The following is an 11,832-nucleotide window of genomic DNA, read 5'->3' as shown; positions in this document are numbered from 1 at the left end:
GGGGCCCGCGGCGCCCGCCCCCACCCCCCGCGACACTACCCCCGGCGAGGCTGAACATGCCCACCCTCCTTCGAAAGCTGGGCGGGGTGGGGGCTGCCCACGCTTCCGAAAGCGGGCCCGGGGGCCGGGCCGGAGGGCCGGGCCCCGGGCCGCGGGCCGGGGGCCCGGGTTAGGCGGCTGCGGCCTGGCGGAGTTTGGGGGCGCGGTCCGTGGATTCCCAGGTGAAGGCGTCGGCGGGGCGGCCGAAGTGGCCGTATGCCGCGGTCCCGGCGTAGATCGGGCGCAGCAGGTCCAGGTCGCGGATGATCGCGGCCGGGCGCAGGTCGAAGACGTCCGAGACGGCCTGCTGGATCCGCTCCACCGGGACGGTCTCCGTGCCGAAGGTCTCGATGAACAGCCCGACCGGCTCGGCCTTGCCGATCGCGTACGCGACCTGCGCCTCGCAGCGGCGCGCGAGGCCGGCGGCGACGACGTTCTTCGCGACCCAGCGCATGGCGTACGCAGCCGAACGGTCCACCTTGGACGGGTCCTTGCCCGAGAACGCACCGCCGCCGTGCCGGGCGTACCCCCCGTACGTGTCCACGATGATCTTGCGGCCCGTCAGGCCCGCGTCGCCCATCGGGCCGCCGATCTCGAAGCGCCCGGTCGGGTTGACCAGCAGCCGGTAGCCCTCGGTGTCGAGGTCGAGGGCCGCGAGCTCCGGCTCGACGACGTACTCGCGGATGTCCGGCGCGAGCAGCGTCTCGAGGTCGATGTCGGCGGCGTGCTGGGTGGAGACGACCACCGTGTCGAGCCGGACCGGCCGGTCGCCGTCGTACTCCAGGGTGACCTGCGTCTTGCCGTCGGGCCGCAGGTAGGCGAGCCGCCCGTCCTTGCGCACGGCGGCCAGCCGGCGCGACAGCCGGTGCGCGAGCGCGATCGGCAGCGGCATCAGCTCGGGGGTGTCGTCGCAGGCGTAGCCGAACATCAGGCCCTGGTCGCCGGCGCCCTGCCGGTCGAGCTCGTCCTCCTCGCCCTCGACGCGCGACTCGTACGCGGTGTCGACGCCCTGCGCGATGTCCGGGGACTGCGCGCCGATGGACACCGAGACGCCGCAGGAGGCGCCGTCGAAGCCCTTGGCGGAGGAGTCGTAGCCGATGTCCAGGATCGTCTTGCGGACGATCGCGGGGATGTCGGCGTACGCGGTCGTGGTGACCTCTCCCGCGATGTGGACCTGGCCGGTGGTGATGAGGGTCTCCACCGCGACGCGGGCGGAGCGGTCCTGCTCCAGCAGGGCGTCGAGAATGGCGTCGCTGATCTGGTCGGCGATCTTGTCGGGATGGCCCTCGGTCACCGACTCCGAAGTGAACAGTCGACGGGACACACGTTCCTCCAGCGGGGACGGCAGCGTTGCGAAGTGAATTTCCGCCAGAACGTGCAGGCGGTGGCTTGGGAGGGGCTAAAGCCGCGCTGCGGCCGCCGGCTGCCGGCCTGCGACGCGACCGCCACGGCGGGCCCCGGCGGACCGTCCGCTTTAGCGCCGTCTTAGGCGGGGCTGACGCAATGGACGGTAAGAAAGGAGCTTTCCATGACCCGCTATCTGATCAGCTTCGCTCCCTGGATCGCCTACGCCTGCATCGCCACGAGCGACGAGTGGCGCAGCGGTGCCCAATGGGGACTGGCGATTGCCCTGATCGTGTTGTTCAAGGGCAACCGCTCGGGCAAGAAGTGGGACGAGATGGTGATCGAGCTGAGCGCGGCCGTGTTCTTCGCGGGCATCACCTGGCTCTCCTACAAGCAGCCCGATTCCTCCCTCATCCCCTACGGCCCCGCCCTCGTCGACGTGTGGCTGGCCGCCACCGCCTTCGGCTCGCTGCTGATCGCGAAGCCCTTCACACTGGGCATCGCGCGCACCATGGTGCCCAAGGAGGTGTGGAAGTCCCCCGTCTTCCACCGCACCAACACCGTCATCACCCTGGTCTGGGGGTTGTCGTTCGCTGCCGCGGCCGTGCTGCTGTGGCTGCTGATCAGCTGGGACCCCAAGGCCACCGCCATCGCCATCGCCATCAAGGTGGTCACCTTCGTGATCCCGGTGATGTTCACGATCCGCTACCCCGCCGTGGTCCGCGCCCGGCAGGGCCACGCCCAGCCGACCAGGTAACGCGCCGCGGGTCCCGCTCCGGTGCCGCGACGCCGCAGTCCTCTTGGAGGACGGCGGCGTCGCGGTGCTGTGTCCGGGGTCCGGGGCCGCCGTGCGTACGGGCAGCCACCGCCACCCCTACCGGTGGCCGGTTAAGGGTGGCGCACGGGGCGGGATAGGGGTTGGTCGGGCCCTGGGCAGGACCTAGAAAGGTGCGGACGACGCCAGTTCGCGACAAGACAGGTTTCTGCGATGACCACGGCGATGGTGTTTCCCGGAATGGGCCCGGTCACCTTCAAGGAGCTCGGCCGCTTCCTCCTGATGAATTCCCGTGCCAAGGAGCTGCTCGGCCAGGCCGACGAGGCATTGGGCTACAGCCTTTTCGAGGCGTTCCGCACCTCCGAGGAGGCCTATTCCGAGGCCGCCCAGGTGGCCTTCATGGTCGCCTGCACGGCGCTCGCCGACTGGGCGGCCGACGAGCTCGGCGCCGAGCCGGTGGTGTGCGCCGGCCCCAGTTTCGGCGAGAAGCCGCTGATCGGCTGGTCCGGGGCGCTGGACTTCCCCGACGCGGTGCGCATGACGGCCGGTCTGGCCCGGTGCACCGCCGCCTACTTCGCCGCGGAGCACCGCGACGTGGTCACCCAGTCCTTCGTACGGGCGCCGGCCGGCCCGCTGGCCGAGCTGCTGGCCTCGATGTCGGCGCGCGGGATCTGGCACGAGGTGTCGTGCCTGCTCGACGACGGCTTCCAGATGGTCTCGCTGCACGAGCGCGACCTGGAAGAGTTCCAGCGGCAGTTGCGCGCGATCGGCTCGCTGCCGCTGTACACGATGCGCCCGCCGATGCACTCCTCGCTGTTCACCGGGCTGCGCGCGGCCGCCGCCCGCGAGGTGATCGACGCGCTGCCGCTGCGCGCCCCGCGGCTGCCGGTCCTCGCCGACCAGGACGGCCGGGAGCTGACCGGCGCCGAGGAGCTGCGGGCGATGCTGCTCGACCACTTCGTGCAGCCCGTCGACTGGCCGGCCGTACTGGGCGCGCTGCGCGGGCGCGGCGTGGAGCGGCTGGTGATCGCCGGCCCGGATTCCCTGTTCGGCCGGGTCGAGGGCGCCGTCAAGCACTTCGAGGTGGTGGCCGCGGATCCGCGGGCCGCCCTGCGCGTCAGGAGCGTGGCCTGAAATGACCCTCATGTCCCCGGAATCCACCTCCCCCTCGGCGGCTCCGGCCGGAGCCGGATCCGCCGCCGTCCCGTCCCTGGAGGGGACCCTGCACGGCCGGTTCCTGCGCGGTCTGGCCGCCGGCCCCGACCGGCCCGCGTTCCGGCTGCCCGGCACCGGTGCCGTCAGCTACGCCGAGGCCCACGCCACGGCCCTGGCCTGGGCGGGCGCCCTGCGCGCCGCCCACGGCGGCCGGGCGCCGCGCAGCGTCGCCGTCCTCGCGACGAAGAGCTTCGAGGCGTACGTCGGCCTGCTCGCCGCGCTCTACCTGGGCGCCACCGCCGTCCCCGTGCACCCCGGCTTCCCGGCCGCCCGCAACGCGGCCGTGCTGCGTGCCTCGCGCGCCGAGGCCGTCGTCACCGACGCGGCCGGGGCCCGCCTGGTCGCCGGGTACGGGGTGCCGGGCCTGGCCGTGCTCGCCGTCGGCGCCCCCGAGACCCCCGGGGTGATCACCCGGGCGCCGCGCGAGGAGGCCCTCGACGCACCCGTCGGCGCCGCCCCCGACGACGTCGCGTACATCCTGTTCACCTCCGGCTCCACCGGCGAGCCCAAGGGCGTACCGACCACCCACCGGGCGGCCGACAGCTACTTCACGACGCTGGACGGGCGCTACGGCTTCGGGCCCGACGACGTGTTCTCGCAGACCTTCGACCTCACCTTCGACTGCGCGATGTTCGACCTGTTCTGCGCCTGGGGCGCGGGCGGCTGCGTCGTGCCGCTGCCGCTGTCGGCGTACCGGTCGCTGCCGGAGTTCTTCGCCGCCGAGGGCATGACGGTCTGGTTCGCGACCCCCGGCTCGGTGGCCCTGGCCCGCCGCTCGGGCGCGCTCGCACCGGGCGCGTTCCCGACGCTGCGGCGCTCCCTGTTCGCGGGCGAGCCGCTGCTGCGCGGCGACGCCGGGGAATGGGGGGCCGCGGCCCCGCACTCCACCGTCGAGAACCTGTACGGGCCCACCGAGCTCACCATCACGGTCACCGCGCACGTGCTGTCCCCCGCCACCCCCGACGAGCGCTACGTCAACGACATCGTCCCGATCGGCGCCGTCCACCCCGCCCTGGACCACCTGCTGCTCGCCCCCGACGGCTCCCTCGCCGAGCCCGACGGCTCGGGCGCGGTCGAGGGCGAACTGTGCATCACGGGGCCGCAGATGTGCTCCGGCTACCTGGACCCCGCCCACGACGAGGGCCGCTTCCTGACGCACGCCGGCCGGCGCTGGTACCGCACCGGCGACCGGGTGCGCCGCTACGCCGACGGCGAGATCAGCTACCTCGGCCGCGCCGACGACCAGGTGCAGGTCCAGGGCTGGCGGGTGGAGCTGTCCGAGGTCAGCCACGCCCTGCGCCGACTGCCCGGCATCGAGGACGCCGTCACCGTGGCGGTCCCCGCCGGCGGCAGCAACGAACTGGCCGCCTTCTACACCGGCACCGCGCAGCGCCCCGCCGACCTGGCCCGGCAGCTGACCGCGGCCCTGCCCAAGGCGCTGGTGCCGCGGCTGATCCAGCACGTGGACCAGTTCCCCATGAACGCCAACCGGAAGATCGACCGGTCCGCCCTCAGGGCCCGCGCCGCGCAGTCGTGACACCGCGCCGTCGTGACCTGCCCGCCGCCCCGCCGCCCGGCGATTGACTGACAAGGAGAAGTCCGTGGCCGACCAGCCCACCGAAACCCCCGCAGCCCGCCTGCTGCACCAGCTGCTCGACGCCTCCGCGGCCCCGCGCCCGGAGCAGATCGCCGTGCGCGACTCCCGGGACGCCTGGACCTGGGAGGCCCTCGTCCGGCAGAGCCACGCGGCCGCCGACTGGCTGCGCCGCCAGGGCGTGCGCCCGGGCGACCGGATCGTGGCCCGGCTGCCCAACATCCGCGAGACGGTCGCCCTGCTGTACGCGGCCTCGCGCTGCGGGGCGGCGCTGGTGCCGATCAGCGCCGAGATGAAGGAGTTCCACCTGCGGGCGGTCATCGCCAACTGCGAGCCGCGCCTGGTCGTCGTCACCGACGGCTTCGGGGAGAAGGTCGCCGCCCTCACCGACCGGCCCGTCCACGAGATCGGCGCGATCTGGGCCGACCTGGACCACACCGCGGTGATCCCGGACGCCGAGCAGGACCACCCGGTCACCGAGCCCGCCGTGCTCATCTACACGTCCGGCTCCACCGCCACTCCGAAGGGCATCGTCTGCCCGCACGCGCAGATGTCCTTCGCGGCGGCGTCCATCAACGCCGTCCTGGGCTACCGCAGCGACGACACCGTCTTCGTCCGCGTCCCGCTCTCCTTCGACTACGGCCTCTTCCAGGTGCTGCTGTGCTGCCTGTCGGGCGCCGAACTGGTGCTGGCCGACGGCGAGGCCGACTCCAAGCTGCACCTGCTGATCCGCGAGAGCGGCGCCACCGTGCTGCCGCTGGTGCCCTCGCTCGGCGGCCCGCTGATCCGGCTCGCCGACCGCGACCCGCGCCCGACGAAGCTGCGCATGTTCACCAGCACCGGCGCCGCCCTGGAGCAGCGCATCATCGACGGCCTGTGGCGCTGCTTCCCCGAGGCCAAGGTCGTCCGCATGTACGGCATCTCGGAGTGCAAGCGGATCACGATCATGCCGCCGGCCGAGGACCACGAGCGCCCGGGCTCCTCGGGCAAGCCGATCCCCGGCACCGAGATCGCCATCCTCGACGCGGACGGCCGCGAGGTCCCGGCGGGCGAGAGCGGCGAGATCACCGTGACCGGCCCGCACGTCATGGCCGGCTACTGGCGCCTGCCCGAGATCACCGAGAAGACCTTCCGCACCGATCCGGCCACCGGCACCACCCGCCTGCACACCGGCGACTACGGCCGCGTCGACGCCGACGGCTACCTCTACTTCGAGGGCCGCCGCGACGACATGTTCAAGCGCAAGGGCATGCGGGTGTCGACCATCGAGATCGAGGCCGCCGCCATGGACATCCCCGGCGTGCGCAACGCGGCCGCCCTCAAGCCGACCGCCGACCGCGACCTGATGATCTTCATCGAGTCCGACACGGTCACCCCGCAGGGCGTCCTGCGCGAGCTCGCCCAGCGCCTGGAGACCGTCAAGGTCCCGGCGATGTGCAAGGTGATCGAGCAGTTCCCGCTGACCTCCAACGGCAAGAACGCCAAGCAGCAGCTCGCCGCACTGCTGGAGGCCTCCAAGTGACCAGGCCCGGCGACCGGGAGCTCGTGGCCCGCCACGGCTCCCCGCTGTACGTGTACGACCTGGACCGGGCCGTCGCCGCCCGCGACGCGCTGCGCGAGGCCCTGCCCGAGTCGTTCACCCTGTTCTACTCGCTGAAGGCCAACCCGCACCCCGGCCTGGTCCGGGCCCTCGCCGAGGGCCCGGGCGGCTGCCGGGCCGAGGTGTGCTCGCCGGGCGAGCTGGCGAACGCCCTCGAAGCGGGCCAGGAGCCCGGCCGGATCCTGTACTCGGGCCCCGGCAAGACGGCCGAGGAGATGACGGCCGCCCTGGCCGCCGGCGTACGGACCTTCTCCGTGGAGTCCCTCGGCGACCTGGAGCGCCTCGGCGCGCAGGCCACCGCCCTGGGCGCCGTCGCCGAGGTCCTCGTACGGGTCAACAGCGCGGCCGCCGCGGCCACCACCAGCATCCGGATGACGGGCACGCCCTCGCAGTTCGGCATCGACGCCGAGACCCTGCCGGAGCTGATGCCCCGGCTGCTGGCCGTACCCGGCACCCGGGTCGTGGGCGCGCACTTCTTCCCGCTGAGCAACTCCCGCGACGAGGACAGCCTGATCGCCGAGTTCACGGCGACCATCGAGTCCGCGGCCCGCCTGGAGCGCGAGCACGGCCTGCCGCTGCAGGTCCTCGACATCGGCGGCGGATTCGCCGCGCCCTACTCGGTGCCGGGCGAGCGGCCCGTGTACACGCTGCTGCGCACCGCGCTGGAGAAGGCCCTCGACGAGCACCTGCCGCGCTGGCGGGACGGCTCGCTCGAGATCGCCTGCGAGTCGGGCCGCTATCTGGCGGGCGACTGCGGGCGGCTCCTGACCACGGTGACCAACGTCAAGCACAGCCGCGGCAAGACGTTCGCGATCCTCGACGCCGGCATCAACACCCTCGGCGGCATGGCCGGACTGGGCCGGCTGCTGCCGCTGGCCGTCGAGCCCCGCTCCGGCGGTACGGACGGGAGCGCGGACGGCGGCTCCGGCGAAGGCCCCGAGCTGACGAACGTGGTGCTGGCCGGACCGCTGTGCACCCCCGGCGACCAGCTGGCGAAGGCCGCCCGGATCCCGGCGCCCGTCCCCGGCGACGTGCTCGCCGTCCCCAACGTGGGCGCGTACGGCCCCACCGCCAGCCTGCTGCTCTTCCTGGGCCGTCCGGCCCCGGCGGAGCTCCTCCTCCGCGACGGCGAGGTGGTCTCCGCCTCTCGTTTGATCACCTCCCGCGCAGAAATCGACACTGGAGCCCGGTGACATGACCGCATCCGCATCCTCCCCCTCCCCCTCCCCGTCCCTGTCCCCGCTCGCCGCCGAACTGTCCGGGCTGGCGCAGGGCGAGCAGCTCCGTCGACTGCTCGCGGTGGTCCGGCAGGAGGCGGACGCGGCCCTGCGCAAGGCGGGCCGGGAACCGGCCGGGCCGCTCGACGCGGACCTGCCGTTCCTGCGCCTGGGCTTCGACTCGCTGGCCGTCGTCGACCTGCACCGCAGGCTCGGCGACGCCCTCGGCGTCGACCTGCCCGTCTCCATCGCCTTCGACCACCCCACCCCGCGGGCCCTGGCCCGCCGCCTGCTGTGGGACGTCCTCGGCATCGACGCCGCCGCCGGCGACGCGGACGGCTCCGCCGTGCCCGCGGCGCTGCGCGGCGCCGCGGCCGCGGCCGCGGCCGCCGACGAGCCGCTCGCCGTCGTCGGCATGGCCTGCCGCTACCCGGGCGGCATCGGCTCGCCCGAGCAGCTGTGGGAGCTCGTCGCCGCCGGCGGCGACGCGATCGGCCCGCTGCCCGACGACCGCGGCTGGGACGTCGAGAACCTGTACGACCCGGACCCGGACGCGCCCGGAAAGACGTACGCCCGCGAAGGCGGATTCCTGTACGGGGCCGCCGAGTTCGACGCCGACTTCTTCGGCATCAGCCCCCGCGAGGCCGCCTCCATGGACCCCCAGCAGCGGCTGACGCTGGAGACCTCCTGGGAGGCCCTGGAGCGCGCGGGCATCGACCCGCACGCCCTGCGCGGCAGCAGCACCGGCGTGTTCGTCGGAGCCGAGCCGCAGGAGTACGGGCCGCTGCTGCACCAGGCGCCCGAGGGGTACGAGGGCTACCTGCTGACCGGCAGCGCCACCAGCGTCATCTCCGGGCGCGTGGCCTACGCCCTCGGCCTGGAGGGCCCCACCCTCACCGTCGACACCGCCTGCTCCTCCTCCCTCGTCGCCCTGCACCTCGCCGCCGCCGCCCTGCGCAGCGGCGAGTGCTCCCTCGCCCTCGCCGGCGGTGTCGCGGTCATGTCCAGCCCCGGCACGTTCACCGCGTTCAGCCGCCAGCGCGGCCTGGCCCCCGACGGCCGCTGCAAGCCCTTCGCCGAGGCCGCCGACGGCACCGGCTGGGCCGAGGGCGCCGGCATGCTCGTCCTCGAACGGCTCAGCGACGCCCGCCGCCGCGGCCACCGGGTCCTGGCGGTCCTGCGCGGCTCCGCCGTCAACCAGGACGGCGCCAGCAACGGCCTCACCGCCCCCAACGGCCCCGCCCAGCAGCGCCTGATCGAGCAGGCCCTGGCCGTCAGCGGACTGCGCGGCGCCGACGTGGACGCCGTCGAGGCGCACGGCACCGGCACCCGGCTCGGCGACCCGATCGAAGCGGGCGCGCTGCTCGCCACGTACGGGCGCGACCGGGCGGAGGACCGGCCGCTGTGGCTGGGCTCGGTGAAGTCCAACCTGGGCCACACCCAGGCCGCCGCCGGTGTCGCCGGCGTCATCAAGATGGTCGAGGCGCTGCGGCACGAACGGCTGCCGAAGACGCTGGGCGTGGACGCCCCGACGAGCCACGTCGACTGGTCGGCCGGCACGGTCCGGCTGCTCACCGAGGCCCGGGACTGGCCCGCGGACGGCGAGCGGGTCCGGCGCGCAGGCGTCTCGTCGTTCGGTATCAGCGGTACGAACGCCCACGTCATCGTGGAGGAGGCCCCCGCGATCGAGGAGGCTCCCACGGCGCAGGCCGCCGTTCTGCCGGTGGTGCCGTGGCTGGTCTCCGCGAAGACCCCCGAGGCTCTGCGCGAACAGGCCGCCCGGCTGCGGGAGTTCCTGGTCGCCGCTCCCACGCAGAGCTGGGACGAGCACGCCGTCGCAACGGCCCTGGCCACGCAGCGCGCCGCGTTCGAGCACCGGGCGGCCGTGGTCGCCGAGGACCGCGACGGGCTGCTGGCCGGCCTGGAGGCCGTCGCCGCGGGCGCGGCCCCGATCGCGGGCTCCCCGGTCGGCGGCCTGACGGCCTTCCTGTTCACCGGGCAGGGCAGCCAGCGGGCCGGGATGGGGCGCGATCTGTACGCGCAGTACCCGGTGTTCGCGGCTGCGCTGGACGAAGTGTGCGCGGCCTTTGACGAGCACCTTGATCGGCCGCTGAAGGATGTTCTTTTCGATGAGGATCCGGCTGATCTGAACCGGACGGAGTACACGCAGCCCGCGCTCTTCGCGATCGAGGTCGCGCTGTTCCGGCTGGTCGAGGCGTGGGGTGTGCGTGCCGATGCCCTTGCCGGGCACTCGATCGGTGAGCTGGCCGCCGCGCATGTCGCCGGGCTGTGGTCGCTCGAGGATGCGGCTCTGCTGGTTGCCGCGCGCGGCCGTCTGATGCAGGCGCTGCCCGCCGGTGGTGCCATGGCCGCCGTCCAGGCCACCGAGGACGAGGTCCGTGCGGTGCTCGGCGACGGTGTCGGCATAGCCGCCGTCAACGGACCGACGTCGGTCGTCGTGTCGGGGGCCGAGGCCGCCGTCGAGACCGTCGTCGCGCACTTCGCGGAGACCGGCCGCAAGACCAAGCGGCTGGTCGTCAGCCACGCCTTCCACTCGCCGCTGATGGAGCCGATGCTCGCCGAGTTCCGGCAGTTCGCCCAGCTCCTCGACTACGGCCCGCTGCGGATCCCCGTCGTCTCCACGCTGACCGGGCAGGCCGCCTCGTACGAGGAGCTGTCCGACCCCGAGTACTGGGTCCGGCACGTGCGGGAGGCGGTGCGGTTCGCCGACGCCGTCACCGTCCTGGAGGGCCAGGGCCACACCACCTTCCTCGAACTCGGCCCGGACGCGGTGCTCACCGCCATGGCCGCCGAGTCCGCCGCCGACGCGGTGGCGCTGCCCGTGCTGCGCCGGGGCCACGAGGAGCCCCGTACGCTCCTCACCGCCCTCGCCGCCCTGCACACGCGGGGCGTCCCGGTCGACTGGGCCGCGCTGCTCGGCGGCCCGGACACCCTGGTCGACCTGCCCACGTACCCCTTCCAGCGCAAGCGCTACTGGATCGACGCCGGCGCCGCAGGCGTGGACGCGGACTCCCTCGGCATCACCGCCGCCGCGCACCCGCTGCTCGGCGCGGCCGTGTCCGTGGCCGGGTCGGAGCGGCTCGTCCTGACCGGCCGGCTCTCGCTGCGCACCCACCCCTGGCTCGCCGACCACGCCGTGGGCGAGACGGTCATCCTGCCGGGCACCGGCTTCGTCGAACTGGCCTTGGCCGCCGGTGAGCAGGCGGGCTGCGAGGTGCTGGAGGAGCTGACGCTCCAGGCGCCGCTGGTGGTGGACCGCACCGCCAGCACCGAGTTCCAGATCGTGGTGGAGGGCCCGGAGGCCGACGGCCGGCGTACCCTGACCGTCCACTCGCGGACCGTGGACGCCGACTGGACCCGGCACGCCGAGGGCGTCCTGCGCTCCGGCGCGCCGGCCACCGGCCCGGCCGACCCGGTGTGGCCGCCGCAGGGCGCCACCGCCCTGCCGGTCGACGCCGAGAGCGCGTACGCCCGTATGCGGGACCAGGGCTACGGCTACGGGCCCGCCTTCCAGGGCCTGCGGGCCGCCTGGCGGCGCGGGGACGAGCTGTTCGCCGAGGTCGCGCTGCCCGAGGGCGTCGAGCCCGCCGGGTACGGGCTGCACCCGGCCCTGTTGGACTCCGCCCTGCACGTCATCGGCCTGGACGAGGACGCCGCCGGCCCCGAACTGCCCTTCGCCTGGGGTGAGGTCGCCCTGCACGCCACCGGTGCCACCGCGCTGCGGGTCCGGGTCGCCCCGACCGCCTCTGGCGTCACGCTGCACCTCAGCGACCCCGCGGGCAGCCCCGTCGCCACCGTGGGCTCGCTCGTCCTGCGTCCGCTCGCCGGCGGCCGGGTCACCGCAGCCGCGGGGCTGCCGCTGCACCACGTCGAGTGGGCCGAGCTGCCCCAGGGTGCGGGCGACGCCGCGGGTGTTGGTGTGGCTGCCGGTGCCGTGTACGAGGTTCCGGACACTGATGCGGTCGTGGCGGTGCTGGGTCGGGTGCGGGAGTGGCTGGCCGATGAGGCCGCGTCGCAGGGGGCCGGG

The 11,832-nt window shown here is 74.1% G+C and carries 7 protein-coding genes; 6 read left to right on the top strand and 1 reads right to left on the bottom strand.

The window, feature by feature from the left end; all coding sequences use genetic code 11:
* Positions 1 to 169: 169 nt before the first annotated feature.
* The gene (gene metK / locus AB0F11_RS35780; RefSeq protein WP_362183287.1) at positions 170 to 1,363 is read right to left on the bottom strand and encodes a methionine adenosyltransferase; all 1,194 of its coding nucleotides are present in this window, start codon (positions 1,361 to 1,363) and stop codon (positions 170 to 172) included.
* A gap of 204 nt (positions 1,364 to 1,567) precedes the next feature.
* Here metK and AB0F11_RS35775 point away from each other — a divergent pair, with 204 nt between their 5' ends.
* The 6 genes from AB0F11_RS35775 to AB0F11_RS35750 all read left to right on the top strand — a co-directional run.
* Positions 1,568 to 2,140 carry a hypothetical protein gene (locus AB0F11_RS35775; RefSeq protein ID WP_362183284.1) on the top strand — a complete coding sequence of 191 codons (573 nt, stop codon included), beginning with the start codon at positions 1,568 to 1,570 and terminating at the stop codon, positions 2,138 to 2,140.
* A 231-nt stretch (positions 2,141 to 2,371) separates the two neighbouring features.
* Positions 2,372 to 3,292 carry an ACP S-malonyltransferase gene (locus AB0F11_RS35770; RefSeq protein WP_362183281.1) on the top strand — a complete coding sequence of 307 codons (921 nt, stop codon included), beginning with the start codon at positions 2,372 to 2,374 and terminating at the stop codon, positions 3,290 to 3,292.
* Between the two features lies 1 nt (position 3,293).
* On the top strand, positions 3,294 to 4,910 hold the full coding sequence (locus AB0F11_RS35765; protein WP_362183278.1) for an AMP-binding protein: 1,617 nt from the start codon (positions 3,294 to 3,296) through the stop codon (positions 4,908 to 4,910).
* A 64-nt stretch (positions 4,911 to 4,974) separates the two neighbouring features.
* The gene (locus AB0F11_RS35760) at positions 4,975 to 6,489 is read left to right on the top strand and encodes an AMP-binding protein (protein WP_362183276.1); all 1,515 of its coding nucleotides are present in this window, start codon (positions 4,975 to 4,977) and stop codon (positions 6,487 to 6,489) included.
* Positions 6,486 to 7,760, top strand: a complete 1,275-nt coding sequence (locus AB0F11_RS35755; RefSeq protein ID WP_362183273.1) for a type III PLP-dependent enzyme — start codon at positions 6,486 to 6,488, stop codon at positions 7,758 to 7,760. Before AB0F11_RS35760 ends, AB0F11_RS35755 begins: the two co-directional genes overlap by 4 nt.
* Positions 7,747 to 11,832, top strand: a 4,086-nt coding sequence (locus AB0F11_RS35750; RefSeq protein ID WP_362183290.1) for a beta-ketoacyl synthase N-terminal-like domain-containing protein, incomplete at its 3' end; no start/stop codon positions are given. The genes AB0F11_RS35755 and AB0F11_RS35750, both read left to right, overlap by 14 nt.

Source organism: Streptomyces sp. NPDC032472 (assembly GCF_040636955.1).
Taxonomy (GTDB): Bacteria; Actinomycetota; Actinomycetes; order Streptomycetales; family Streptomycetaceae; genus Streptomyces.
Note: the sequence above shows the minus strand (reverse complement) of the source record. Positions and strands in the feature narration are given on the sequence as shown.

Coding starts and splice junctions, on each gene's coding strand:
- AB0F11_RS35775 (WP_362183284.1), top strand. CDS start 1,568: ATGACCCGCTATCTGATCAGCTTCGCTCCCTGGATCGCCTACGCCTGC.
- AB0F11_RS35770 (WP_362183281.1), top strand. CDS start 2,372: ATGACCACGGCGATGGTGTTTCCCGGAATGGGCCCGGTCACCTTCAAG.
- AB0F11_RS35765 (WP_362183278.1), top strand. CDS start 3,294: ATGACCCTCATGTCCCCGGAATCCACCTCCCCCTCGGCGGCTCCGGCC.